The following is a 24922-nucleotide window of genomic DNA, read 5'->3' as shown; positions in this document are numbered from 1 at the left end:
ATTATTTTGCCAATATTTGATACGGGAGAGTGTGGCGTGAAGATTTATCTGGTCGGTGGTGCGGTTCGTGATGCGTTGTTAGGTCTGCCGGTCAAAGATAAAGACTGGGTGGTGGTGGGCGCCACCCCCCAGGCAATGCTCGACGCGGGTTACCAGCAGGTAGGCCGCGATTTTCCTGTGTTCCTGCACCCGCAAAGCCGCCAGGAGTATGCTCTGGCGCGTACCGAACGCAAATCCGGCGTCGGCTATACCGGTTTTATCTGCCATGCCGATCCTGACGTTACCCTCGAAGACGATTTGCAGCGCCGCGATCTGACCATTAACGCCCTCGCGCAAGATGAACAAGGCCATATCGTCGATGTTTACGGCGGCAAACAGGATCTGCAAAACCGCATCCTGCGCCATGTGTCCCCGGCTTTTTCTGAAGATCCGCTGCGCGTGCTGCGCGTGGCGCGCTTTGCTGCCCGCTATGCCCATCTGAACTTCCGCATCGCTGACGAAACCATGGCGCTGATGACGTCCATGACCGACGCGGGCGAGCTGGAGCACCTCACGCCGGAGCGCGTGTGGAAAGAGACCGAGAATGCACTCACCACCCGCAATCCACAGGTTTACTTCCAGGTGCTACGCGACTGCGGGGCGCTGAAGGTGCTGTTCCCGGAAGTGGACGCGCTGTTTGGCGTGCCCGCCCCGGCAAAGTGGCACCCGGAAATCGATACCGGTATCCACACCCTGATGACCTTAAGCATGGCGGCGATGCTCAGCCCGGAAGTGGACGTGCGCTTCGCCACCCTCTGTCACGACCTCGGCAAAGGTTTAACGCCCCCTGAACTGTGGCCACGCCATCACGGCCACGGCCCTGCGGGCGTCAGGCTGGTTGAAAAGGTCTGTCAGCGCATGCGGGTGCCGAACGAGATCCGCGATCTGGCGAAGCTGGTCGCCGAGTTTCATGACCTCATCCACACGTTCCCGATCCTTAAACCGGCCACCATCGTCAAGCTGTTCGACAACATCGACGCCTGGCGCAAGCCGCAGCGCGTGGAACAGATCGCCCTGACCAGCGAAGCCGACGTGCGCGGGCGCACCGGGTTTGAAGCCAGCGATTATCCGCAGGGGCGACTGCTGCGTGAAGCCTGGGAAGTGGCAAAAGCGGTGCCGACAAAGGCGGTGGTCGAGGCCGGATTTAAAGGGCCAGAGATTCGGGAAGAGTTAACTAAACGACGGATTCAGGCGGTAGCCGACTGGAAAGAACAGCGTTGCCCTCAGCCAAAAGACTGAGGGCAACCCGTCAGAAGAAGACCACGTAGACCGCGGCCGCCACGATAAAGCGATAGATGGCGAACGGGATAAACGAGATGCGCTTGATCAGCTGCAGGAAGGTTTTGATAGCCACCAGCGCCACGATAAAGGCGGTGATAAAGCCCACGGCAAACATCGGGATGTCGCCCGCGGTCAGGAAGTGGTAGCTCTTGTAGAGATCGAGCGCGGTCGCACCCATCATCATCGGCACTGCCAGCAGGAACGAGAACTCAGAGGCCGCATAGCGGCTTACGCCCATCAGCATCCCACCTGAAATGGTCGCCCCGGAGCGGGAGAAGCCCGGCCACAGCGCCAGACACTGGAAGCAGCCAATCATAAACGCCTGACGGTAGGTCATATCGTCCAGACCTGGCGCGCGCGGCTCCTTTGGCTTCAGCAGTTCGGCGGCAATCAACAGAACGCCGCCAACCACCAGCGCGTACATGACGTTTATCGGGTTAAACAGTGATTTGATGGTGTCGTGCAACACCAGCCCCAGCACCACCGCCGGGATCATCCCGAGCAGAATGTGCAGCAGGGTCAACCGCCCTTTGCCGGATCCTTCATGCGGCGGGTGGCCAAAGTGAATGCCAATCAGCCCGAACAGACGGCGCCAGAACATCACCACCACCGCCAGAATGGATCCTAACTGGATCACCACCTCAAAGGTTTTCGCCGTTTCGCCCTCAAACCCCAGCAGATGGCCCACAATAATCATGTGGCCCGTACTGGAAACTGGCAAAAACTCTGTCAATCCTTCGACCACACCCAGTATTGCTGCCACCAGCAGGGAGTGCATATCGCTCATCAATAAACCCCTAAAAAGACAGAAAAAAACGGGTTACCCAAGGGGTAACCACAGAAGGAACAGCTGTAAGACTGATTTAACAGGAAATGGTTTAACTATTATACCGTTAAATGTTTTCTTTCAGATTTTTGCTACGCTCAATGATGACGCCCACATTCGCCGCCCGCGCCACCGCGCCCGGCTTGCTGACCTTGATGCGCACCCAGGGGGAATTAAAGCGGCTGAGCAGCAGTTCTGCCACCTCTTCCGCCACGCGCTCCACCAACGCAAAACGCTGGCCTTCCACGTGGCTGATGACCGCTTCACTGACGTCGGCATAGCTCAGACAGTCGTTCACATCATCGCTTTTCGCTGCGGCGACATTATCCCAGCCCATTTCGATATCGAACACTAACTTCTGTTCGATGGTCTGTTCCCAGTCATACACCCCGATAGTGGTGATTACCGAAAGTTGCTCTATAAATACTATATCCATCACGACCTGCCTGGTTTTTGGCTAAACCGGATACCACTCCCGGCGAATTATGCGTATTATCCACAGATGCTAAGTACAAAACGATATTTTCAAAACGGAACAGCGTTATGAGTGCAATCGCGCCTGGAATGATCCTCCTTGCTTACCTTTGCGGCTCAATTTCCAGCGCCATTCTGGTCTGCCGTATCGCTGGCTTACCCGATCCACGTGAGAACGGATCCGGGAATCCGGGGGCGACCAATGTACTACGAATTGGCGGCAAAGGAGCAGCCGTAGCGGTTCTGATTTTTGACGTCCTGAAAGGCATGCTTCCCGTCTGGGGTGCGTATGCACTGGGCGTTACGCCATTCTGGCTGGGGCTGATTGCTATCGCTGCCTGTCTGGGCCACATCTGGCCAGTATTCTTTGGTTTCAAAGGCGGTAAAGGCGTGGCCACCGCATTTGGTGCCATCGCCCCCATTGGCTGGGATTTGACCGGCGTAATGGCCGGCACCTGGCTGCTCAGCGTGTTGCTCAGCGGCTACTCCTCTCTTGGCGCTATCGTCAGCGCGCTGGTTGCCCCGTTTTATGTCTGGTGGTTCAAACCGCAGTTCACCTTCCCGGTGTCGATGCTCTCCTGCCTGATCCTGCTGCGTCATCATGACAACATCCAGCGCCTGTGGCGTCGTCAGGAGACCAAGATCTGGGCCAGGCTGAAGAGAAAAAAGAAAGAGCCGCAGTAAAGCCCCTTGCGCCTCAACCCCTTAGTTATGCCTTATAACCAAATGTGATTTAGATCGTTTTCTTGCTGTGAGTACTCTTTTTGTTCGTACAGCCAACACAACATAAGAAAATGACAGAGATCACTGATTCAACTTCGCTTGCAACGGCAGGAAAAGCTCCCGACGGGGAGATCAAATGGGTCCGTAACGCAGCGGATGTCACCCAACTGGTCAATGAAGGTTCACAGGGCCGGGCCAATGCCCGCATCGTCATCGGCATTGCGCTGGGCGGTATCTTTTTGGATGCCTACGACCTGGGGGCGCTGGCGTTCGGCATCAAAGACATTACCCTCGAATTTAACCTCACCCCTGCCGGTACCGGCATGGTGGCCTCGGCGATCACGTTCGGCGCCATTGTCGGGGCGCTGATTGGCGGCTACCTGACGGATAAAATCGGTCGTTACCGGGTCTTTATGGCCGACATGGTCTTCTTTGTGGTCGCGGCTATCGCCTGTGCGTTTGCCCCAAACGAGTACGTGCTGGCTGGGGCGCGCTTTGTCATGGGGCTGGGGGTGGGGATCGATCTTCCTGTGGCGATGGCCTTCTTAAGTGAGTTCGCCAGGCTGAAAGGCCCCGGCAACAAAGCCGCCAGCGTCGCGATGTGGTGTCCCACCTGGTATGCCGCCATCAGCATCTCTTATCTGCTGGTGCTCTTCTTTTATGCCGTGCTGCCAGAAACGCACAGCGACTGGCTGTGGCGGATTATTCTCGGCTTCGGGGCGATCCCCGCGCTGGTGATTATCGCGATCCGCAGCAAGTATATGAGCGAGTCACCGGTATGGGCGGCGAATCAGGGCAACCTGAAAGAGGCTGCATCCATTCTGCGCAAGGCTTACAACATTAATGCCCACGTGCCGCAGGAGGCGCTCAACCAGCCCGCGCCGGTGGTGAATAAAGCCAGCTGGAGTAACTACCTGAATCTGTTCCGCGGGGTCTATCTGCGCCGCACTACGCTGGCCACGCTGCTGTCGATTGTGTCGTCCTTCGCCTATAACGCGGTGGCCTTTGGCCTGCCGGTGATTATCTCCAGCTTCTTTGTGCAGTCGATGCTGACCACCATTCTGATCTCGCTGGCCCTGAACTTGCTGTTCGCGTTTGTCGGTGGTCTGCTGGCGGTGCGGCTGGTTCCGCGCTTTGGCGCATGGCGGATGTCGCTGGCGGGTTATGCCTGTCAGCTGACCGCCCTGCTGGGGCTGGCGATTATTGGTCGCCCGGAAGGCGTTGCGGAAGGGGTTACGGCAGTGGCAATGCTGGCGCTGTTCCTGTTCGGCCAGGGCTTTGGGCCGGGGGCACATACCATGGCGTTTGCTTCGCTCAGCTACCCGACCTCGCTGCGCGGTGTCGGCGTGGGGCTGAACCAGACGCTGATGCGCAGCAGCTCGACGCTGTCGCTGTTTATGTTCCCGCTGCTGGTGGCCTCAATGGATACCGCTGTTTTCTGGGTCATCGCCCTTGCGCCGCTGATTGGGTTGGTTTCGCTGCTGGCGATCCGCTGGGAGCCATCCGGGTATGATATTGATGCTGAGGATTATCGGTAGGTTACCCTTTTAAATCGGGAAGTATTTATTTTAAAGGAGTGGAATCGTTCCGTTCACTTTCACTCCTCTGCTTTATGTGTAATCCGCTGCGGTGAACGTGCCAGGGGGGCTCGCCGCCTCCCCCCTGGCTACCCCGGCTCCCGGCAAAGAAAATCGCCGCTTCGCGGAATATTCGCCCCATCCCAGGGGCTCACCCCTACGGGGCCAGCGCAAGCGCTGTTCAAAATTGCTCCCGGCAATTTTCTCTTCGGCTTATTCCCTCCGGCTTTCGGGTCGGGCACCAGCCTGCATCCCTGCAGGCTATGCCCTCTCGGCGCATTCATGCGCCTCGCCCCGGCCTACAGGAAACGCTTCGGCGATTTTCAGCCGGACCAGCCCCCTCCAGCCTCTCAGTCGCCTGAATGTGGCTCCGGTGTTGCCCCCCGCTGAAATCGGCGAACCGGAGACCGGATGACAAGGGCTGGACGCCAGGGATGGCGGCCAGAGGCGAATCGAGACAGGATGTCGAGTTGAGCCGACCGCAGGCAGCAGGTCGGGAGGTGAGCGCAGTGCGAAGCACCGATTTCGTCGCGGGGCCGCGGGGATTGCAAAGGGGGCGGCGGCAAGCCCCCTTTGCACGTTCACCGCAGCGGGGTGTACATAAAGCAGAAGAGTCATAGTGAACGGAACCTTCCCCCTCCCCTAAAAACTCCCCAAAATACTTCCCCCTCACCCAAAATCCTCCAGCCTCGGCTCACCCCCCATCCATAAGTGACTCATATGACAGCCTTCATTTCCGCCAGGGCATACTAAAAAACACCCCGATGGCGAGCAGATGGATGAAGCATGTCAGCAACTCAGATGGTGGATAAAACAGTCAAAGGCTGGCAGGCATCGCTTGCTTTGCAGTTTTGTCACACCCCTGAAAAAACCCTCCTTCACTCTGCCCGCCATGTCGGGCCGCTCACCGTACAACGCCCGTTCTATCCCGAAGAGGAAACCTGCCATCTCTACCTGCTCCACCCGCCGGGTGGCATTGTCGGCGGGGATGAACTGACGATCGACGTCCATCTTGCAGCCGGCAGCCACGCGCTCATCACCATGCCCGGCGCCAGCAAGTTCTATCGCAGCAACGGCGCGCTGGCGCGGCTCGATCAGCACTTCACCCTGGACGAGCACACGATTCTGGAGTGGCTACCGCAGGACACCATTTTCTTTCCGGGTGCCAATGCCGCGCTGCGCTCGGTGTTCCATTTGCAGCGCAGCAGTACCCTGCTGGCCTGGGAGCTGTTTTGCCTCGGCCGCCCGGTGATCAACGAAACCTTTAGCCATGGGCACATTGAGAGTCGCCTGGAGGTCTGGATCGAAGGCGAGCCGCTGCTGATCGAGCGCCAGCACCTGGCCGATGGCGATCTCACGCCCGTGGCGGAACACCCGTGGATCGGCACCCTGCTGTTTTACCCGGCAACCGAACCGCTGCTGGATGCAGCCCGCGAGGCACTGGCCCCGCTGGAGCACTTCGCGGGGGCCACCCTCACCGACGGCTTGCTGTCGATCCGTTTTCTGGCCCATGACAACCTGATTTGCCAGCAGGCAATGCGCGAGATCTGGCAGCGCCTGCGCCCGCAACTCACCGCCAAAGCCCCCTGCTCGCCCCGAATCTGGCACACCTGAGAGACGCACGATGGAACTGACCCCCAGAGAAAAAGACAAGCTATTGCTGTTTACCGCCGCGCTGGTGGCCGAGCGCCGTCTCGCCCGCGGTGTGAAGCTCAATTACCCGGAATCGGTGGCCCTGATCAGCGCCTTCATTATGGAAGGTGCGCGTGACGGGCAGACAGTGGCAGAGCTGATGGAAGCCGGTCGCCACGTCCTGAACCGCAGCCAGGTGATGGAAGGCGTGCCGGAGATGATCCCGGATATTCAGGTGGAGGCCACCTTCCCGGACGGCTCCAAGCTGGTCACCGTTCACAATCCGATCCTGTAAGGGGGCAACATGATCCCAGGCGAATATCAAATCCAACCCGGACAGATCGTGATTAATGCCGGGCGTAACACCCTGACCACGATCGTCGAGAATCACGGGGATCGTCCGATCCAGGTCGGATCCCATTACCATTTTTACGAAGTAAACCCGGCGCTGAAGTTCGATCGTGAACCCACCAAAGGCTACCGGCTGAACATTGCCGCCGGAACCGCCGTGCGCTTTGAACCCGGACAGAAACGCGCCGTGACGCTGGTACAGGTAGCGGGCGCCCAACGGATTGTCGGTTTTCGCGGCGAGGTGATGGGCGAGGTGAACAATGGCTGAGATCTCGCGTCAGGCCTATGCCGACATGTTTGGCCCTACCACTGGCGATAAAGTGCGGCTGGCCGATACCGACCTGTGGATCGAGGTGGAACAGGATCTGACGATCTACGGCGAAGAGGTCAAATTCGGCGGCGGCAAAGTGATCCGCGACGGCATGGGCCAGGGGCAGATGACCGCCCGGGACTGCGTGGATCTGGTTCTGACCAACGCCCTGATCGTCGATCACTGGGGGATCGTCAAAGCCGATATCGGCGTGAAGGACGGCAGGATCGTCGCCGTCGGTAAAGCCGGTAACCCGGATATTCAGCCCGGCGTGACCATCTCCATTGGCGCGGCCACCGAGGTGATTGCCGCCGAAGGCAAGATCGTCACCGCAGGCGGAGTGGATACCCACATTCACTGGATCTGCCCGCAGCAGGCCGAAGAGGCGCTGGTCTCCGGCGTGACCACCATGATTGGCGGCGGTACCGGTCCCGCCGCAGGCACCCACGCCACCACCTGCACGCCGGGGCCATGGTACATCGCACGCATGTTACAAGCCGCCGACACGCTGCCGGTCAATGTTGGTCTGCTGGGCAAAGGCAACGGTTCAAATCCCGATGCCCTGCGCGAACAGGTGGCCGCCGGGGCGATCGGGCTGAAGATTCATGAGGACTGGGGATCAACCCCTGCGACAATCGACTGCTCTCTGACGGTGGCGGATGAGATGGATATCCAGGTGGCGCTGCACAGCGACACCCTTAACGAGGCAGGGTTTGTCGAAGACACCCTGGCGGCCATTGCCGGGCGCACTATTCATACCTTCCACACCGAGGGGGCGGGCGGCGGCCATGCGCCGGATATTATCACCGCCTGTGCGCACCCCAACATTTTGCCCTCCTCCACTAACCCGACGCTGCCGTACACCATCAACACCATCGACGAGCATCTGGACATGCTGATGGTTTGCCACCATCTCGACCCGGACATTGCTGAAGACGTGGCCTTCGCCGAATCACGCATTCGCCGCGAGACCATCGCCGCCGAGGACGTGCTGCACGACATCGGTGCCTTCTCGCTCACCTCGTCGGATTCGCAGGCAATGGGCCGGGTAGGCGAAGTGATTATCCGCACCTGGCAAGTGGCGCATCGCATGAAGGTGCAGCGTGGCGCGCTGCCTGAAGAGCGTGGCGATAACGATAACCTGCGGGTGAAGCGCTATATCGCCAAGTACACCATTAACCCGGCATTGACCCACGGCATCGCCCACGAGGTCGGATCGATTGAGGCCGGGAAGCTGGCGGATCTGGTGGTCTGGTCCCCCGCCTTCTTTGGCGTCAAGCCCGCCACCATCGTCAAAGGCGGGATGATCGCCTGCGCGCCGATGGGCGACATTAACGCCTCGATCCCCACCCCGCAGCCAGTGCACTACCGGCCCATGTTTGGTGCGCTGGGCGCTGCCCGCCATGCCACCCGCCTGACGTTTCTCTCGCAGGCCGCCGCCGATAACGGCATCGCGCAGCAGTTGAACCTGCAGAGCGCCACCGCGGTGGTCAAAGGCTGCCGGACGGTGAAAAAGGCCGACATGGTCCACAACGGCCTGCAGCCCAATATTACCGTCGATGCGCAAACCTATGAGGTGCGCATTGATGGGGAACTGATCACCAGCGCACCGGCAGAGGTTCTGCCGATGGCGCAACGCTATTTCCTGTTCTGAGGAGGATTCATGATCACCTTAACCCAACGCCTCGACCATCCCCATCCCGTTACCGCAAGCGTGACGCTACCGATTGATGTGCGGGTAAAAAGCCGCGCCCGCGTGGTTCTGGACGACGGGCGCGATGCGGGGCTGATATTACCGCGCGGCTTGCTGCTGCGCGGCGGCGACCTGCTCACCAGTGAAGACGGGCGTGAGGTGGTGGAGGTGATTGCCGCCGCCGAGCCGCTGTCGGTGGTGCGCTGCGCCGATCCGTTCCTGCTGGCGCGCGCCTGCTATCACCTGGGCAACCGCCACGTGCCGCTGCAAATTCTGCCCGGCGAGCTGCGCTATCACCACGATCATGTGCTGGATGAGATGCTGCACCTGTTCGACCTGGAAGTGACCTTCGCCAGGCTGCCCTTTGAACCCGAAGCGGGCGCGTACGCCAGCGAAGGGCATTCACATTCGCACTCTCACGCTCATTCACATTAAGGATCCCTCATGCGTAAGTTCTTACCCCTGCTGCTGCTGGCATTTTCGCTGCCCGCGCTGGCCCATCCCGGTCACGGTGCTGACAGTTTTCAGGCAGGCTTTTTCCATCCCCTGACCGGTCTTGACCATCTGCTGATGCTCACCGGGGCGGGCGTTCTTGCCGCGTTGAGTGGCCGCCAGCTGCTGATGCCCTTTGCCACCCTCGGCATGATGTTAACCGGTGCTATCGCGGGTAGCCTGCTGGGCGGCTTTGGTGGGATGGAGATGCTGATCATCGCCTCGCTGGCGGTATGCGGCGTGATGATGTTCAAAACTGAAAACCGCCTGCTGCTGGCCGTTCCGGCGCTGGCGATGTTCCACGGCTGGGCACACGGCGTTGAGATGGCAGGCCACAGCTTCTGGCTGTTCACCAGCGGCTTTATGCTCGCCAGCGCCGCCGTGCTGTGCGTCAGCTTTGCTGCGGGTAGGCTGCTGCGCCGTCATGATGGGCTGCGTAAAATCTTTGGCGGCGGGCTGATCGCCTCTGCCCTGCTGGCGCTGATGAGCTGATGGAACCCTCCCGCCAGCTGCGTCTGATGCAGCTTGCCAGCAGCAGCCTGCCGGTGGGGTCGTTTACCTGGTCGCAGGGGCTGGAGTGGGCAACGGAAGCAGGCTGGGTCACCACCCCGGAGGCGTTCAAAGCCTGGCAGTGTCAGCAGATGGAGCAGAGCTTTTTCTGCGTCGACCTGCCGCTGTTTTCACGTCTGTATCACGCCTGCGAGCATCAGGATATCGCTGCGGCCTCACGCTGGACGGCATACCTGCTCGCCTGCCGTGAAACCCGCGAGCTGCGCGAAGAGGAGCGCAACCGCGGCGCGGCGTTTACCCGTCTGATTAAAAGCTGGGAGACGGACTGCCCGCCCGACTGGCTGCCGCTGTTTTCGCAAAGCCAGCTGTGCGGCATGGCCTGGCTCGGCGTGCGCTGGGGCATTCACCTGCGCGAGATGGCGTTAAGCCTCGGCTACAGCTGGATTGAGAGCGCAGTGATGGCGGGCGTTAAGCTCGTGCCCTTTGGCCAGCAGGCGGCCCAGCTGTTGATCATCGACCTCTGCGATTACTTTGCCGACGGGCTGGAGCAGGCGCTTTTGCGCCGCGATGACCAGTTGGGGGCGGCCACGCCGCTCTCTGCCATCGCCTCGGCGCGTCACGAAACCCAATATTCACGGTTATTCCGTTCCTGAGGAGTCTCTATGTCTGAGTACAAACATCCCCTGCGCGTGGGCGTCGGCGGCCCGGTGGGTTCGGGTAAAACCGCGCTGCTGGAAGCGTTATGTAAAGCGATGCGCGACCAGTATCAGCTGGCCGTGGTGACCAACGATATCTACACCAAAGAAGATCAGCGCATCCTCACCGAAGCGGGCGCCCTGGAGCCGGAGCGCATTGTCGGCGTGGAAACGGGCGGCTGCCCGCATACCGCGATCCGCGAAGATGCCTCAATGAACCTGGCGGCGGTGGAAGCGCTGAGTGAAAAATTTGGCAATCTGGATCTGATCTTTGTCGAGAGTGGCGGGGATAACCTGAGCGCCACCTTCAGCCCGGAGCTGGCGGATCTGACGATCTATGTGATCGACGTGGCAGAAGGGGAAAAGATCCCGCGTAAGGGCGGGCCGGGGATCACCAAATCTGATTTTCTGGTGATCAACAAAACCGATCTGGCTCCCTATGTCGGCGCTTCGCTGGCGGTAATGGAGAGCGACACCAACCGTATGCGTGGCGAACGGCCATGGACGTTTACCAACCTGAAAGCGGGCAACGGTCTGGCGGCCATTATTACCTTCCTGGAAGAGAAAGGGATGCTGAAGATGTAAACAAGCCTGGCGCAATGCCAGGCGGTTGCGCTGAGTTACGGCGGCGTCCTGCTCATCAGGTGCCGCCAGCGATCGCCCCGGTATGACGGATGTAAAGATCCAACGTATAGCCGGTAATGTGCCGTCCAAATAATTCGACTGCCAGGTCTTCTCCCCGGGATCAACGTCATTGGCGGCACGTTAATATGAAATATGTCAAATCCCTGTGGCGGATAAAAATATTGCTTCCCGTGCAATCCAGCCGAAGTCACGCCATATAAAATCGCCTTCTGCGCAAATAATTAATACCGCTTAAGGAAAATCCAATGACAATGAAAATGGTGATCGCGGATGAGTACACCGTGATTCGCCGGGGTGTCCGCGCCATGATCAGCAACAACGCCTCTCTGACGCTCTCTTTTTGTGGGGAAGCGGACTCGGTCGGCGAGCTTCTGGCGTTACTGGGACGCGAAACCCCCGACATTTTGTTGCTGGGCTATACGCTGCGGGATCCGCAAAACGGCATGGAGGGGCTGGCACTGGTGAAGTGGTTAACCCGCCATTATCCGGCGCTGCAGGTGATGATGCTCTCGCCCGACACCAATCCGCTGATGATCCGCCTCGCACTGGAAGCAGGGGCGAAAGCCTGGCTCAGCCGCCACAGCGATGAAAAAATCCTCAGCCAGGCGCTACAGTCGGTGATCGATGGCGAAGTGTACGTCGAGCGCACCCTGATGAATGCCCTCTTTAAAGGCGGGAAAATGATGAACGAGACGCTGTCCGTCCGGGAGACCGATGTGCTGCGCTTGATTTGTCGGGGGCTGAGCCTGACGGATATCTCGCGGCGTATGCATTTGAGCATTAAAACCGTGAGCGCCCATAAAATGCGGGCCATGGAAAAGCTGGGGGTGAAGAACAGCTGCCAGCTCTATTGCCTGTTAGCGAAAACCCGGATGTTTGATATGGCACTTTAACATCCGGGTCTCTTCCATCAGGCGGCCGGCAGTTCAGCCAGTGGCCAGCGTGGACGCACGGAGACGCTTAGATCCGCCGTGGCATCGGGCTTCAGGCGCACCATCCCGGCATAGGCGATCATCGCCCCGTTATCGGTACAAAATTCCGGGCGGGCATAGAACACTTCACCGCGACGCTTTTGCATCATCTCTGCCAGCTTCGCGCGCAGGGTACGGTTGGCGCTAACGCCACCCGCCATCACCAGACGCTTAAAGCCCGTCTGATCCAGCGCGCGCTTGCACTTGATCATCAGAGTATCCACCACCGCATCTTCAAAAGCACGGGCGATATCCGCGCGAGTCTGATCGTCGTCGGCATTATTACGGATGGTATTCGCCGCGAAGGTTTTCAGCCCGGAGAAGCTGAAATCCAGACCTGGACGATCGGTCATCGGACGTGGGAAAACGAAGCGCCCTTCCGTCCCCTGCGACGCCATTTTTGACAGCATTGGGCCGCCCGGGTAATCAAGCCCCAGCAGCTTGGCGGTTTTATCGAAAGCTTCGCCCGCCGCATCGTCAATGGATTCGCCCAGCAGTTCATATTGACCAATGCCGGTAACGCTGATCAGCTGGGTATGGCCGCCGGAAACCAGCAGCGCCACGAACGGAAATGCCGGTGGGTTCTCTTCCAGCATCGGTGCCAGCAGATGCCCTTCCATATGGTGAACCGGGATTGCCGGTACATCCCATGCGAATGCCAGCGAACGGCCAATGGTGGCACCGACCAGCAGCGCGCCGACCAGCCCGGGACCGGCCGTGTAGGCCACGGCATCGATATCCTTAGCCGTTAAGCCCGCCTCTTTCAGCGCCGCCTGAATCAATGGCACCGTTTTACGCACATGGTCGCGGGAGGCCAGCTCCGGCACCACGCCGCCGTAGTCAGCGTGTAATTTCACCTGACTATACAGTTGGTTGGCGACCAGCCCTTTTTCATCGTCGTAAATCGCGATGCCGGTTTCATCGCAGGACGTTTCAATACCCAGTACACGCATGACTTGTTTTACCTCACTCAGATAACGCGCAGTGTAGAGCCTGGGCGGGTTGATGTAAAACTTTCCTCACCCCTGGAGTTCTCTTCGTGTATACTCCTCACCCTTATAAAAGTCCCTTTCAAAAACGGCCGCGGTGCTTTACAAAGCAGCAGCAATTGCAGTAAAATTCCGCACCATTTTGAAATAAGCTGGCGTTGATGCCAGCGGCAAACCGAATTTATAAAGGTGAGAGTTACATGCCGGTAATTAAAGTACGTGAAAACGAGCCGTTCGACGTAGCACTGCGTCGCTTCAAGCGTTCATGCGAGAAAGCAGGTGTTCTGGCTGAAGTTCGTCGTCGTGAGTTCTATGAAAAACCAACGACTGAACGTAAGCGCGCTAAAGCTTCTGCTGTGAAACGTCACGCGAAGAAACTGGCTCGCGAAAACGCACGCCGTACTCGTCTGTACTAATCTTTTGAGGACGCACGTCCTCAATTGTCAGACAGAGTAGTAGTCGTAAGGCCGTGCTTCCGGAAGGAATGCGCGGCTTGTTTTCGTTTATGAATCAGAATTTACACAAAATCATTCACACTGTATCAGTTGAAGGATGAAGTGTAATCACGGGGCCTATGGCTGGACGAATCCCACGCGTTTTCATCAATGATCTGCTTGCCAGAACCGACATCGTCGATCTCATCGACGCGCGGGTAAAGCTGAAGAAGCAGGGCAAGAACTACCATGCGTGCTGTCCATTCCATAACGAAAAAACCCCCTCTTTCACCGTAAACGGTGAAAAACAGTTCTACCACTGCTTCGGCTGTGGCGCGCACGGCAACGCCGTCGACTTTTTGATGAACTACGACAAGCTCGAGTTCGTTGAAACCGTCGAAGAGCTGGCAGCCATGCACAACCTTGAAGTGCCGTATGAAGCAGGCAGTGGGCCAAGTCAGATAGAGCGTCATCAACGACAAACGCTGTATCAGCTGATGGACGGCCTGAACGCATTTTACCAACAGTCTCTCAAGCAACCTGCCGCTGAGCCTGCGCGTCAATATCTGAACAAGCGCGGACTGAGCGACGATGTTATTGCGCGTTTCGCTATTGGTTACGCCCCTCCCGGCTGGGATAACGTGTTAAAGCGTTTTGGCGGCAATAGCGAAGATCGTAAATCCCTCATCGACGCGGGCATGCTGGTCACTAATGACAAGGGACGTAGCTATGACCGCTTCCGCGAACGGGTGATGTTCCCCATTCGCGACAAGCGTGGCCGGGTTATTGGTTTTGGTGGCCGCGTGCTGGGCGATGCCCTGCCGAAATACCTCAACTCCCCGGAAACCGATATTTTCCATAAAGGCCGCCAGCTGTATGGCCTGTATGAAGCCCAGCAGGATAACGCTGAACCGCAGCGCCTGTTGGTGGTCGAAGGCTATATGGATGTGGTGGCGCTGGCGCAGTTCGACATTAACTATGCCGTTGCGTCTTTGGGTACCTCTACCACCGCCGACCATATTCAGCTGCTGTTCCGGGTGACCAACACCGTGGTCTGCTGTTACGACGGCGACCGGGCCGGACGCGAAGCCGCCTGGCGCGCGCTGGAGACAGCGCTGCCTTATATGACCGACGGACGCCAGTTACGCTTTATGTTTCTGCCCGACGGCGAAGACCCCGATACGCTGGTGCGTAAAGAGGGCAAAGCGGCATTTGAAGCGCGGATGGAGCAGGCTCAGCCGCTCTCCACGTTTCTGTTTAACAGCCTGATGCCGCAGGTGGATTTGAGTACCCCGGATGGCCGCGCTCAGCTGAGCACCCTGGCCTTACCGCTGATTACTCAAGTGCCCGGCGAAACGTTGCGCATCTATCTGCGTCAGGAACTGGGTAAGAAACTCGGCATCCTGGATGACAGTCAGCTTGAACGTTTAATGCCAAAGCAGGCGGATGGCGGAGCAGCTCGCCCCGCGCCTCAGCTAAAACGCACAACCATGCGTATACTGATAGGACTGCTGGTACAGAACCCGGAACTGGCGCCAAAAGTGCCATCCCTGGCGGGTCTGGATCAGGAAAAGCTGCCTGGACTTGGCTTATTTGCAGAACTGGTCAACACTTGTCTTTCTCAGCCAGGTCTGACCACCGGGCAACTTTTAGAGCACTATCGCGGAACAAAAGCGTCCGCAACCCTTGAAAAACTGTCGATGTGGGACGATATAGCAGATAAAGATATCGCTGAAGAGACCTTCACCGACTCGCTCAACCATATGTTTGATTCGATGCTTGAGCTACGTCTTTCCGAATTGATCGCGCGCTCGCGAACCCACGGGTTAACGCCAGCCGAACGCGAAGAGGTGCGTGTGATTACTGAAGCACGTGCCCGAAAATGAATTTAACGGCTTAAGTGCCGAATACCGTTCGGGTAGATCCCGACAGCCGCACTGAGAGGCAGCGGCAAAAATACAAGTACGCCCTCGCTTTAAAGGTTGGCAGCCGTATCGCCGACACCAATCAAAAGAATAAGTGTGGATACCGTCTTATGGAGCAAAACCCGCAGTCACAGCTGAAACTTCTTGTCCAACGTGGTAAGGAGCAAGGCTATCTGACCTATGCCGAGGTCAATGACCATCTGCCGGAAGATATCGTCGACTCCGATCAGATCGAAGACATCATCCAAATGATCAATGACATGGGTATTCAGGTGATGGAAGAAGCCCCTGATGCCGATGATCTGTTGCTTGCTGAAAACTCAAACAACACCGACGAAGATGCAGAAGAAGCTGCTGCACAGGTTCTGTCGAGCGTTGAGTCTGAAATCGGCCGCACGACAGACCCGGTGCGCATGTACATGCGTGAAATGGGTACCGTTGAACTGTTGACCCGCGAAGGCGAAATTGACATCGCCAAACGTATCGAAGACGGGATCAACCAGGTTCAGTGCTCTGTTGCCGAGTACCCTGAAGCCATCACCTATCTGCTCGAGCAGTACGATCGTGTGGAAGCAGAAGAAGCACGTCTGTCCGATCTGATCACCGGCTTTGTCGATCCGAACGCGGAAGAAGACATGGCGCCTACGGCGACGCACGTCGGCTCTGAACTGTCTCAGGAAGAGATGGACGATGACGAAGACGAAGACGAAGAAGAGAGCGACGACGACAGCAGCGACGATGATAACAGCATCGACCCTGAACTGGCGCGCGAGAAGTTCGCTGAACTGCGTACGCAGTATGAAGTGACCCGTGACACCATTAAAGCCAAAGGCCGTAGCCATGCTGCCGCTCAGGAAGAGATCCTGAAGCTTTCTGAAGTGTTCAAACAGTTCCGCCTGGTGCCAAAACAGTTCGATTACCTGGTTAACAGCATGCGCGTCATGATGGACCGCGTCCGTACCCAGGAACGCATCATCATGAAGATGTGCGTTGAACAGTGCAAAATGCCGAAGAAGAACTTCATCACCCTGTTCACCGGCAACGAAACCAGCGAAACCTGGTTCAACGCGGCTATCGCGATGAACAAACCGTGGTCTGAAAAACTGCGTGATGTGGCTGAAGACGTACACCGTGGTCTGCAGAAGCTGCAACAGATTGAAGAAGAGACCGGCCTGACTATCGAGCAGGTAAAAGACATTAACCGTCGTATGTCCATCGGTGAAGCGAAAGCCCGCCGTGCGAAGAAAGAGATGGTTGAAGCGAACTTGCGTCTGGTTATCTCTATCGCCAAGAAATACACCAACCGCGGCCTGCAGTTCCTGGATCTGATTCAGGAAGGTAACATCGGTCTGATGAAAGCGGTTGATAAGTTCGAATACCGTCGTGGTTACAAGTTCTCCACCTACGCAACCTGGTGGATCCGTCAGGCTATCACCCGCTCTATCGCGGATCAGGCGCGCACCATCCGTATTCCGGTGCATATGATTGAGACCATCAACAAGCTCAACCGTATTTCTCGCCAGATGCTGCAGGAGATGGGCCGCGAGCCAACGCCAGAAGAGCTGGCTGAGCGCATGCTGATGCCGGAAGACAAGATCCGCAAAGTGCTGAAGATCGCCAAAGAGCCAATCTCCATGGAAACGCCAATCGGCGACGATGAAGATTCGCATCTGGGTGATTTCATCGAGGATACCACCCTCGAGCTGCCGCTGGACTCTGCGACCACCGAGAGCCTGCGTGCTGCCACTCACGATGTACTGGCTGGCCTGACCGCCCGTGAAGCGAAAGTCCTGCGTATGCGTTTCGGTATCGATATGAACACCGACCACACGCTGGAAGAAGTGGGTAAACAGTTCGACGTGACCCGCGAACGTATCCGTCAGATCGAAGCGAAGGCGCTGCGTAAACTGCGCCACCCGAGCCGCTCTGAAGTGCTGCGTAGCTTCCTGGACGACTAATCGTCCTGAACGTAAAAAAGCTCCCTTCGGGGAGCTTTTTTGTTTCTTCTCCCCATGAAAATGGAAGAGGCTCGTTTTTCCTCCTTTCCCTATGGGAGAGGACTCGTCTTTCTTTCTCTCCCTATGGAAGGGGGCTCGTTTTTCTCCCTCTCCCTGTGGGAGAGGGTCAGGGTGAGGGCATCAGGCCGCAGAGGACTTCACAGCCCCCGTGTCACCAGCGCCTGATCCAGCTCGCGATACGCCTCTACCAGCTTATCCAGCGTCGCCCTGTTCAGCCCGCTCGGATTGGGCAGCACCCATACCTGCGTCACGCCGATGGTGATCTTCTGCTTTCCCCACTGCACCCCACGCTGGCTGAATGCCTGCTCGTAGGCCTGCTTGCCCAGAATCGCCAGCGCCGCAGGCTGGTAGTCCTCAATCTTCTTAATCAACTCGCGCCCGCCGCTGCGCAGCTCATGCAGATTCACCTCGCTCGCCTGCACCGTGGGCCGTTCCACCAGCATGGTGATGCCACAGCGCGTATCCAGCAGCTGTTGCTCCTCTTCCGGCTTCAGCAGCTTGTCGGTAAACCCCGCCTGATAGATCACCTTCCAGAAGCGATTTCCCGGATGGGCAAAGTGAAAACCGGTGTGGGCAGAGGACTTGCCCGGGTTGATACCGCAGAACACCACCCGCAGTCCTGGTGCAAGTATGTCGTTGATCATGATTACTCCTGCTTCATGGTTCATGCTCTAAGTATAAAAGATTGAAAATGCATTGTTTATAAAAACAGCAGGCAGGTGGGTATGGCTGGATTGCAGCGAGGAGTTACTTTATAATCCTCCGCCACGGCCCCTTAGCTCAGTGGTTAGAGCAGGCGACTCATAATCGCTTGGTCGCTGGTTCAAGTCCAGCAGGGGCCACCAAATTTCAAGGGCTTAGACAGGTAACTGGCTAAGCCCTTTTCGTTTGAGTTGATGTGTGAACATGCCGTTCTATCCCCTCATCAGCAAACCAAAACAAAAACATTCTTTTTCTCTCGCCGACTCACCACTGTTACTGGCTTTTTAAACGCTTATCGCCTCTTTAAGACATTATAAATACATATAAAAATCAAATTACCTGGCTGTAATTATTATAGAAATCTATCAAGGTAACTGCTGAGATAAAAAATTACATTCCGTAAAAATATATCATCGTATTGCCTGGTTAACTCCCTGATTAAATAGAAGCCAAAGCACCGAGAATGTGCATAGGAATGGCATGCCCTACTACTTATTTCTGGTTTGATAATAAAGCCAGAAATGGTGGTCCGTGAGTTTACAAACACAAAAACCAGAGCCCAAAAATGGATAAAGCAAGGTATTGATTATGCGATACAGCACGGTTATTAAAACCCTACACCGTACTCTGACTCTTGTTCTGCTTCTGCTGGTGGTATGTTTCGCCATCTACCAGTATATGCTCGGCAAGCCTTACGACGATCGCTTGTACGCATCAAAACAACTGAATGAAAACACCTGGCTTTATGTCACGCAATATCAGGGAGGAAACGCGACCGTATCTGATGTCTTTCGTTATTACTTATCGGGAGAGCTTTCAGGCGATCCCCTTAAAGCCGTGGGTGAAATGAAACCCTTTTTAATGGCAGAGACAGGTACAGCCGTCGTAACAAAAATTGGGCGGCTGGTTACGGTTCACGTGAAAGGTAAGATCTACAACTTTACTAACTCAGTAATGTATACATCAAAGGATACAGCTGTATTTCCGGTCATAGAACTGTATGCCAGCGGGGAGTGGCAGCGCTGACAGGGTCAGGAACCGGAACTCAACGGCAATCGGCCAGCCTTTCGGCTGCTCCGCCAGCGCCACCATAATCTTATCGGGGCGCTGGCAGGACACCAGAAAGTGAATCTGGGTCACCTTGTACTGGATCGGGTTCCTATGCCCGGCTGCAGCTTCTTCTGCAACGCGCTGACTCTACGCCCTGCTCTCCCCCACAGAAAGCAAAAAGCGCCACCGCAATTCAGTCTTGCGAGGCGCTTTCCAGAATCCCGACAACGGCAGGATAAAAACTATTTTGCCAGCGACACCAGCATCTTCAGACTCGCAGAATAATAATCCTCCTGCGCCGTAATCTGCGGCTCGCCTGCCGGGAGTTGCCCCATCGCCAAATCACGCACCGCCAGCAGGCCGCCTTCCATCATATAAGGCGCCGGATCGTTGGTAGTAATGTTCACCCACGCAGGCGTCTGGTTACGGGCAAAACGTCCCCAGTAGGCGGTATAAGGCGCCATTAACGGGCTGGTTGGCTGATACCACTTCACATACAGCGGCACGCGGATCGCATCGTAGCTGAAGCGTGCAGGCCACTCTTTCGCCGGGGACACGTGCCCGTCGGCATACAGAGAAACCCAGTCTGCGGGCAGTTGGGTGTTGCCAAAGCGCATTTTCACCAGCAGCTTCTGCCCGTCATTAATCAGGTCACGCCACACCGTCAGATGACTGCGTTTCGCGAAATCTTCCCAGGCCGGGAAGATAAAATAGGACGGGTTAAGGTTCACGTAGCTGTTGAGGTTAAAGCCTTTCGCCCCCGGCAGCATCACGCGGTAACCGGCAAAGCTGATGACGTTGCGGGCCAGCAGCGATTTGGTGATCGCGTCCGAGGCGTTCAGATAATTGTTGTCATTCCACTGGGTTCCCGCCTTTAACAGCGCCCAGGCGATAAAGGTATCGCCGTCGGTGGCATTGTTTTTATCCATAATCGGATCGGCGGCCACCGGGTTAAAACGCCAGTAAAACAGCCCCGTCTGTGGGTTTTGCAGGTTCTTTTTCGTCCAGTTCCAGATTTTGTCAAAACCGGCGCGATCGTTATTGCGCACCGCCATCATCATGGCGAAGCCCTGCCCCTCAGTGTGGCTCACACTGTTGTTGCCGGTATCAATGATGCGACCATCCGCCATCAAAAATCGCGCTTTGTAGCTGTCCCAGGCGCTGCCTGCCAGAGCCTGATAACTCATCAACAGCCCCAGCACCAGAATCAGGGTTTTACTTCGCTGCCACATGGCCGATCCTTATTGATTATTTTGATATCTGAAATGGATAACCGTAGCCGAGGGGGATGCCTCCCGCCACAGTGATACGTGTGATTTTCCGCCCTGCTCGCGCAGCCAGCGGGCGTACAGCCCCTCCAGCACCGCACTGAAAGCGTGGTTCCACGCCATCTGCTTTGACTCTTCTGGCGGAATCGGTAACGCGGTATGCGCGATGCGGATCGCCGTCTCGCTGGCATCAATATCAATATAGCCCCAGTTAAAGGCTGCGAGCCGGGCATTGATCTGCGCTTCAAGCTCCCCCACCGTGTGGGCCAGCGCCAGCGGGAAACGCTCGCCCAGCGAGTCGCCCATCTGCACGAGGAACGAGCGGCTCTGCGCTTCGCCGACGTTCGCCACCATACTCTCAATCATCACGTGGATCAGCGAAAACCAACCGGACTGCGTCTGTTGATGCTGGTAATACTGCAAAAGCTGTTGGTCATTCATCACTTATTCCCCAGAAGATAACGGAAGTAGAGGCTCGCGGTACTTTCGTTGTAATCACCAAATGTGTCATACCCCACCTGCCCGCCGATGGTCATGTCTTTATTCAGTTTGTAATCCGTTGACGCGCGCAGGGTATATCCCAGGCCGTTCTCGCTGCTGCCTTTGTAATGGTCCTCTTTGGCGAACCCACGGGCCACGTAATCTTCCAGCTGGTTCTGCATGGCCTTATCCGTCGGGAAGTACGGGCTCTCATCCTGCGAATAGGACTGATACCCCACCGACGCCCCTAAGCCCAGCTTCCAGTTGTCGAACTTCTGGGTGTAATCCACCGGGAAGGAGACGCTGATATAGTCCTGCGGGCTGAAATAACCCCCCTGACCGTAGCTGAAGTAGCTCAGGTTTTTGTCGAAGTTCATGTAGTTCATGTTGATGCCGGCTTTTAACTCGCGATCGGCAGCATAGAACGGACGGAAATAGACCCCCGCCGAGCCGTTGACGCTGGTGTTGCTCGGCACGTTCTCACCAATGTAGTCATACACGCCAAATCCGGCGTAGAAGCCCGCATCGGTATTGTCGTAGCTCAGCTGGGCGCTACCGCCGTTTTTGGTGACCTGGCCCCACTTCTTGCCGCTGTATTTGTCTTCTACCCCGACATACGACAGCAGGCTGTCCACCACCGCGCGACGCTCGCCGGTCAGTATCAGCTTGAGGTAATCCGTCAGCTGCGGCGACCACTGTACGCCGCCCACCAGGGTGTTCAGATCCTGGCCCAGCGGCGTGGAGCCGACATCAATTTTGTACTGCTCGCCAGTGAGCGCCATCGCCACTTCAACGCCCTGCGCACTTTGCGAGCCTTGTGACGGCACCTTGATTTTGTCGATGTTCGGCAGCTCAGGCGGCGTGGTGGTGGAGGCGTTATACAGCTCCTCGGCCACGACGCCCTGAATCAGCGCCCCGGTACCAAACCGACGGCTGGATTCATCGGACGAGGTTCCGGCATCGAGGCTGATCGGCGTCACGTTAACATCCAGACGCGAATCGCCAAACGGCACGGTGGACCACTGCAGCGGCGCCTTGATCTCGGTGAGCTTGCTCAGCCCCTCTTCGCCGTCACGCGCGCGCAGGGAGGTGGATCCCCGCGCCCAGGTGGCGGTTTTATCGACCAGCATCTCCATCATGTTATCCACCTGACGCAGCGTGCCCGCCTGAGCGGTTTCTACCGGCAGATCGGTACGCATAGTGCCCGGTGGGGCGGTCTCTGGATTACGCGCCAGCTGCGCCACCTGCCACGGCATGGCCTGGCCGTAGAGCGACGGCGACGCCTCGCCCGTACTGGAGGTGCCGACAAACGGGTTGTCGGCCAGGGCCAGACCACCCAGCATCGGTGCCGTTTCGCCGTTGTTGTTTTGCAGGCCAAGCAGCTTGCCGCGCGCGGTGCGCAGATAGCTCATCGCCTGCTGGTGGTTGCCTTCGGCCTCGGAGACACGGGCCAGCAGCAGCAACCGTTCCGGGGTGCTGTCGTTGGTCAGCCCGGCGGTCAGCTGCTTCGCTTTATCCACGTTGTTGCTGGCCAGCGCCACATCGATTGCCCCGGCGCGCGCATCCTGCTGCGGCGTGTCGCGGGTCATCAGGTAGTCGTAGACCACCCCGGCCTCTTTGTTCATCTTGCCGGACTGATACACGCGGGCCATGGCAAACATCAGATCGGTATTCTGCGGATCGTTTTGCATGGCGCGGATCAGCTTGTCATAGGCCGCCGCGTAGTTGCCCTGCACGCGCAGGCGATCGGCTTCGTTGATCACGTAACCGTTGCGAATGCTCGCCAGTTGGGTCGGGGTGCTGCGCGACTGCAGTTCCGGGCTGGCAAGCCAGGCCTGGGCTTCACCGCCCAGCCCCGCCTGGTTCAGGACCGCAACCTGATCGGCATAATCCCCGGCGTTACCCTGCACGCCGCGGCGCATGTTGTCGTGCACCACGCTCACCGCGGTGGTGACATCGCCGCTCTGGGCCAACATTCGCGCCAGCTTGCCGGCATCCGCCGGGCTTTGTGGAGGACGCGCCGCCAGGGCTTTCAGGGTGTTAGCCGCCGCGGTCCGGTCGCCCTGTGCCAGATAGCGCTCCGCAACGTCCATCTGCAGGTTGTAATTCACCCGCTGCGACAGCTCACGCATATCGCCGTTCTGGCTGGAGGCCGGAATGCGCGACAGTAGCGTTTGCGACTGCTGCCAGGCGTTGTTTTCGCTGGCGAACAGAGCAGCAGCGTAGAGTTCACTGTTGCTGGCGTTCGGCCGGAACGCTGGCATCATCACGTTGGCCGCCTCTGCGCTGCGCCCCTGCTTCTGCAGCAGACGGGCTAAATCCAGGCGCAGCCAGGGATCGGACGGATAGCGGGCCGTACCCTGCTGTAACAGGGCGATGGCACGCTGCGGATCGCCGTTGGCCGCCGCCTGCTGTGCCTGACGACGCAGCGGATCGGTCGGGTTACCGCCAGAGACACGCGGCTGCAGCCTCGCCTGCAGGCTGGCGGGCAGGGTCTGCAACATCGCCTGGGCTTCGGCGGTTTTGTTCTGCTCGCGCAGGACGTAATAGAGGTTTTCCCGCGCCGAGCCGTTATTCGGTTGCTCGTTCAGCAGGCCGCGCAGCGTCTGTTCTGCCGCGGTGTAGTCTTTGTTATGTCGCTGGACGTCGGCCCGGAACAGCTTCGCCGCTGCCCCTTGCTCGCCGCTGCGCTGGGTCAGGGGTGCGCTCAGAGCCAACGCCTGGCTGACGTTGCCTTGCTTGTAGGCCGCCTGCGCCTGCGCCAGCTGGCCGTAGAATTCGGCGTCCTGCGCCTGCTGCTTGCGCTCTTCAGAGGCCGTTCCTCCCAGGCTGGCCGCGCGGTTCAGATACTGCGCGCCTGCGGCGTAGTCGCCCTTGCGCAAGGCCACATAACCCATCCCGGCCAGTGCATCGGCATCTTCCGGGTTAGCCTTCAGCACCTGCTCAAACTGGCTGCGGGCGGTATCGGTATTGCCGCTGTTCAGCGCCACATAGCCTTCACCTTTAGCCGCGCCGCCGATGCTCTTGCGGTAGTAATCCTGCACCGCGGTATCGTTCGGATGGCGCTGGAGGTAGGTCTGGTAATAGGCTTCGTCGCCCGCCTGCGGCCCCAGCCACAGCAGGGCCTGACGCAGGGATTTATCCGCGTCCTGACTGCCGCTCGCCAGATCCTGCAGGATGTTCATCCCCTCGCGACGGGTGCTTTCCTGATAGGTCAGCACTTTGCCCAGCGCGATTTTGACGTTGTTATCCTGCGGATACTGGACGCGCAGTTGGCGCAGCTCGCTCACCGCCTGCGGATAGAGGGACTTATCCCCCGCCATGGTGAGATAGTATTCCGGGGCCAGGCTCGGTGGCGGCTGGTTGCCGGTAAACAGGCTCTGCCAGGTGGCCAGCGCGGCGGGAACATTGCCGCTACGCGCCTGCTGACGGGCCAGCTCCAGCTGACCGCGCGGCACCTGCTGCATCTGTTTGGCGTTATCCAGCGCCTGTAAATTCGCATCCTGCGGCGAGACCGCCGTTAAGCGCTCGCGCCACTGGGCCGCCCCTTTGATGTCGCCAGCCTGCTGCGACCAGAGCGCCATCAGGTACAACGCCTGGGTATTGTTGGCATCCACCATCAGCACTTTTTTCAGCGATTCCATCGCCAGATTGTCGTGAGACTTTTCGTGCCAGTAGTTGGCCTGATCGAATAACGCTTTCAGCGCCGGGTTATTGGCCGACTGCGCGGCATCCGCCGCCTGGGCACCCTGGATGCCCCCGATCGCCAGCCCGCTGAACAGGCAAATTACAGGCAGATGTCCGGCGGTTTTGTTTTTATTTTGCATAGTGTTACCA

At 57.9% G+C, this 24922-nt stretch carries 23 protein-coding genes and 1 tRNA gene; 17 read left to right on the top strand and 7 right to left on the bottom strand.

Annotation, left to right across the window (positions count from 1 at the left end):
• Positions 1-36 precede the first annotated feature (36 nt).
• Positions 37-1278 (top strand): multifunctional CCA addition/repair protein, encoded by a 1242-nt coding sequence (locus C3F35_RS15255; protein WP_032614217.1) that lies wholly within the window; start codon positions 37-39, stop codon positions 1276-1278.
• Between the two features lie 10 nt (positions 1279-1288).
• Here C3F35_RS15255 and bacA read toward each other — a convergent pair whose 3' ends face one another.
• The gene (gene bacA / locus C3F35_RS15250; RefSeq protein ID WP_032614219.1) at positions 1289-2107 is read right to left on the bottom strand and encodes an undecaprenyl-diphosphate phosphatase; all 819 of its coding nucleotides are present in this window, start codon (positions 2105-2107) and stop codon (positions 1289-1291) included.
• 106 nt (positions 2108-2213) lie between these two features.
• Entirely contained in the window at positions 2214-2582 is a 369-nt protein-coding gene (gene folB, locus C3F35_RS15245; protein ID WP_032614220.1) for a bifunctional dihydroneopterin aldolase/7,8-dihydroneopterin epimerase, read from the bottom strand.
• A gap of 107 nt (positions 2583-2689) precedes the next feature.
• Between folB and plsY the strand changes: the two genes are divergently transcribed.
• From plsY to C3F35_RS15190, 11 genes are all read left to right on the top strand, one after another.
• Positions 2690-3304, top strand: coding sequence for a glycerol-3-phosphate 1-O-acyltransferase PlsY (gene plsY, locus C3F35_RS15240; protein ID WP_032614221.1), 615 nt, complete (start codon positions 2690-2692; stop codon positions 3302-3304).
• Positions 3305-3414: 110 nt separating this feature from the next.
• Positions 3415-4881: an MFS transporter gene (locus tag C3F35_RS15235; RefSeq protein WP_103792828.1), complete on the top strand. Its 1467-nt coding sequence runs from the start codon at positions 3415-3417 to the stop codon at positions 4879-4881.
• Between the two features lie 825 nt (positions 4882-5706).
• Positions 5707-6534 (top strand): urease accessory protein UreD, encoded by an 828-nt coding sequence (locus C3F35_RS15230; RefSeq protein WP_103792827.1) that lies wholly within the window; start codon positions 5707-5709, stop codon positions 6532-6534.
• Between the two features lie 10 nt (positions 6535-6544).
• Positions 6545-6847 (top strand): urease subunit gamma, encoded by a 303-nt coding sequence (locus tag C3F35_RS15225; protein WP_032614226.1) that lies wholly within the window; start codon positions 6545-6547, stop codon positions 6845-6847.
• Between the two features lie 9 nt (positions 6848-6856).
• On the top strand, positions 6857-7171 hold the full coding sequence (locus C3F35_RS15220; RefSeq protein WP_032614227.1) for an urease subunit beta: 315 nt from the start codon (positions 6857-6859) through the stop codon (positions 7169-7171).
• Entirely contained in the window at positions 7164-8867 is a 1704-nt protein-coding gene (gene ureC / locus C3F35_RS15215; RefSeq protein ID WP_103792826.1) for an urease subunit alpha, read from the top strand. Before C3F35_RS15220 ends, ureC begins: the two co-directional genes overlap by 8 nt.
• A 9-nt stretch (positions 8868-8876) precedes the next feature.
• Positions 8877-9341, top strand: a complete 465-nt coding sequence (gene ureE / locus C3F35_RS15210; RefSeq protein ID WP_103792825.1) for an urease accessory protein UreE — start codon at positions 8877-8879, stop codon at positions 9339-9341.
• A 9-nt stretch (positions 9342-9350) separates the two neighbouring features.
• A complete protein-coding gene (locus tag C3F35_RS15205; RefSeq protein WP_103792824.1) occupies positions 9351-9890 on the top strand; it encodes a HupE/UreJ family protein in 540 nt (179 codons plus the stop codon).
• Positions 9890-10561 (top strand): urease accessory protein UreF, encoded by a 672-nt coding sequence (locus C3F35_RS15200; RefSeq protein WP_103792823.1) that lies wholly within the window; start codon positions 9890-9892, stop codon positions 10559-10561. The genes C3F35_RS15205 and C3F35_RS15200 overlap by 1 nt, the downstream gene beginning before the upstream one ends.
• 9 nt (positions 10562-10570) lie before the next feature.
• Positions 10571-11188 (top strand): urease accessory protein UreG, encoded by a 618-nt coding sequence (gene ureG, locus C3F35_RS15195; protein WP_103792822.1) that lies wholly within the window; start codon positions 10571-10573, stop codon positions 11186-11188.
• Between the two features lie 305 nt (positions 11189-11493).
• The gene (locus C3F35_RS15190) at positions 11494-12141 is read left to right on the top strand and encodes a LuxR C-terminal-related transcriptional regulator (protein ID WP_103792821.1); all 648 of its coding nucleotides are present in this window, start codon (positions 11494-11496) and stop codon (positions 12139-12141) included.
• A 17-nt stretch (positions 12142-12158) separates the two neighbouring features.
• Here the strand turns inward: C3F35_RS15190 and tsaD are convergent, their stop codons facing one another.
• A complete protein-coding gene (gene tsaD, locus C3F35_RS15185) occupies positions 12159-13172 on the bottom strand; it encodes a tRNA (adenosine(37)-N6)-threonylcarbamoyltransferase complex transferase subunit TsaD (protein ID WP_103792820.1) in 1014 nt (337 codons plus the stop codon).
• 236 nt (positions 13173-13408) lie between these two features.
• Here tsaD and rpsU point away from each other — a divergent pair, with 236 nt between their 5' ends.
• From rpsU to rpoD, 3 genes are all read left to right on the top strand, one after another.
• Complete coding sequence (gene rpsU, locus C3F35_RS15175; RefSeq protein WP_001144069.1) at positions 13409-13624, top strand: 30S ribosomal protein S21; 216 nt, start codon at positions 13409-13411, stop codon at positions 13622-13624.
• 158 nt (positions 13625-13782) lie between these two features.
• Entirely contained in the window at positions 13783-15528 is a 1746-nt protein-coding gene (dnaG, locus tag C3F35_RS15170) for a DNA primase (protein WP_032614246.1), read from the top strand.
• Between the two features lie 149 nt (positions 15529-15677).
• Positions 15678-17525, top strand: a complete 1848-nt coding sequence (gene rpoD / locus C3F35_RS15165) for an RNA polymerase sigma factor RpoD (protein ID WP_032614248.1) — start codon at positions 15678-15680, stop codon at positions 17523-17525.
• Positions 17526-17722: 197 nt separating this feature from the next.
• Here rpoD and mug read toward each other — a convergent pair whose 3' ends face one another.
• The gene (gene mug / locus C3F35_RS15160; RefSeq protein WP_032614250.1) at positions 17723-18229 is read right to left on the bottom strand and encodes a G/U mismatch-specific DNA glycosylase; all 507 of its coding nucleotides are present in this window, start codon (positions 18227-18229) and stop codon (positions 17723-17725) included.
• Between the two features lie 125 nt (positions 18230-18354).
• Here mug and C3F35_RS15155 point away from each other — a divergent pair.
• Positions 18355-18430, top strand: a tRNA-Ile gene (locus tag C3F35_RS15155).
• 445 nt (positions 18431-18875) lie between these two features.
• A complete protein-coding gene (locus C3F35_RS15150) occupies positions 18876-19313 on the top strand; it encodes a hypothetical protein (RefSeq protein WP_032614253.1) in 438 nt (145 codons plus the stop codon).
• 266 nt (positions 19314-19579) lie between these two features.
• On the opposite strand, the gene C3F35_RS15145 is transcribed toward C3F35_RS15150, so the two are convergent.
• The 3 genes from C3F35_RS15145 to C3F35_RS15135 are packed head-to-tail and all read right to left on the bottom strand — an operon-like array spanning position 19580 to position 24912.
• The gene (locus C3F35_RS15145) at positions 19580-20569 is read right to left on the bottom strand and encodes a glycosyl hydrolase family 8 (protein WP_103792817.1); all 990 of its coding nucleotides are present in this window, start codon (positions 20567-20569) and stop codon (positions 19580-19582) included.
• Between the two features lie 9 nt (positions 20570-20578).
• Positions 20579-21046, bottom strand: a complete 468-nt coding sequence (gene bcsD, locus C3F35_RS15140; RefSeq protein ID WP_032614257.1) for a cellulose biosynthesis protein BcsD — start codon at positions 21044-21046, stop codon at positions 20579-20581.
• Complete coding sequence (locus tag C3F35_RS15135; protein ID WP_103792816.1) at positions 21046-24912, bottom strand: cellulose biosynthesis protein BcsC; 3867 nt, start codon at positions 24910-24912, stop codon at positions 21046-21048. The genes bcsD and C3F35_RS15135 overlap by 1 nt, the downstream gene beginning before the upstream one ends.
• Positions 24913-24922: the final 10 nt, after the last annotated feature.

Source organism: Leclercia sp. LSNIH3 (assembly GCF_002935105.1).
GTDB classification, from domain to species: domain Bacteria; phylum Pseudomonadota; class Gammaproteobacteria; order Enterobacterales; family Enterobacteriaceae; genus Enterobacter; species Enterobacter adecarboxylatus.
Note: the sequence above shows the minus strand (reverse complement) of the source record. Positions and strands in the feature narration are given on the sequence as shown.

What these genes read in the sequence shown, in the direction of transcription:
- bacA (WP_032614219.1), bottom strand. Translation starts at nt 2,107, where the DNA reads ATGAGCGATATGCACTCCCTGCTGGTGGCAGCAATACTGGGTGTGGTC.
- folB (WP_032614220.1), bottom strand. Translation starts at nt 2,582, where the DNA reads ATGGATATAGTATTTATAGAGCAACTTTCGGTAATCACCACTATCGGG.
- plsY (WP_032614221.1), top strand. Translation starts at nt 2,690, where the DNA reads ATGAGTGCAATCGCGCCTGGAATGATCCTCCTTGCTTACCTTTGCGGC.
- C3F35_RS15235 (WP_103792828.1), top strand. Translation starts at nt 3,415, where the DNA reads ATGACAGAGATCACTGATTCAACTTCGCTTGCAACGGCAGGAAAAGCT.
- C3F35_RS15230 (WP_103792827.1), top strand. Translation starts at nt 5,707, where the DNA reads ATGTCAGCAACTCAGATGGTGGATAAAACAGTCAAAGGCTGGCAGGCA.
- C3F35_RS15225 (WP_032614226.1), top strand. Translation starts at nt 6,545, where the DNA reads ATGGAACTGACCCCCAGAGAAAAAGACAAGCTATTGCTGTTTACCGCC.
- C3F35_RS15220 (WP_032614227.1), top strand. Translation starts at nt 6,857, where the DNA reads ATGATCCCAGGCGAATATCAAATCCAACCCGGACAGATCGTGATTAAT.
- ureC (WP_103792826.1), top strand. Translation starts at nt 7,164, where the DNA reads ATGGCTGAGATCTCGCGTCAGGCCTATGCCGACATGTTTGGCCCTACC.
- ureE (WP_103792825.1), top strand. Translation starts at nt 8,877, where the DNA reads ATGATCACCTTAACCCAACGCCTCGACCATCCCCATCCCGTTACCGCA.
- C3F35_RS15205 (WP_103792824.1), top strand. Translation starts at nt 9,351, where the DNA reads ATGCGTAAGTTCTTACCCCTGCTGCTGCTGGCATTTTCGCTGCCCGCG.
- C3F35_RS15200 (WP_103792823.1), top strand. Translation starts at nt 9,890, where the DNA reads ATGGAACCCTCCCGCCAGCTGCGTCTGATGCAGCTTGCCAGCAGCAGC.
- ureG (WP_103792822.1), top strand. Translation starts at nt 10,571, where the DNA reads ATGTCTGAGTACAAACATCCCCTGCGCGTGGGCGTCGGCGGCCCGGTG.
- C3F35_RS15190 (WP_103792821.1), top strand. Translation starts at nt 11,494, where the DNA reads ATGACAATGAAAATGGTGATCGCGGATGAGTACACCGTGATTCGCCGG.
- tsaD (WP_103792820.1), bottom strand. Translation starts at nt 13,172, where the DNA reads ATGCGTGTACTGGGTATTGAAACGTCCTGCGATGAAACCGGCATCGCG.
- rpsU (WP_001144069.1), top strand. Translation starts at nt 13,409, where the DNA reads ATGCCGGTAATTAAAGTACGTGAAAACGAGCCGTTCGACGTAGCACTG.
- dnaG (WP_032614246.1), top strand. Translation starts at nt 13,783, where the DNA reads ATGGCTGGACGAATCCCACGCGTTTTCATCAATGATCTGCTTGCCAGA.
- rpoD (WP_032614248.1), top strand. Translation starts at nt 15,678, where the DNA reads ATGGAGCAAAACCCGCAGTCACAGCTGAAACTTCTTGTCCAACGTGGT.
- mug (WP_032614250.1), bottom strand. Translation starts at nt 18,229, where the DNA reads ATGATCAACGACATACTTGCACCAGGACTGCGGGTGGTGTTCTGCGGT.
- C3F35_RS15150 (WP_032614253.1), top strand. Translation starts at nt 18,876, where the DNA reads ATGCGATACAGCACGGTTATTAAAACCCTACACCGTACTCTGACTCTT.
- C3F35_RS15145 (WP_103792817.1), bottom strand. Translation starts at nt 20,569, where the DNA reads ATGTGGCAGCGAAGTAAAACCCTGATTCTGGTGCTGGGGCTGTTGATG.
- bcsD (WP_032614257.1), bottom strand. Translation starts at nt 21,046, where the DNA reads ATGAATGACCAACAGCTTTTGCAGTATTACCAGCATCAACAGACGCAG.
- C3F35_RS15135 (WP_103792816.1), bottom strand. Translation starts at nt 24,912, where the DNA reads ATGCAAAATAAAAACAAAACCGCCGGACATCTGCCTGTAATTTGCCTG.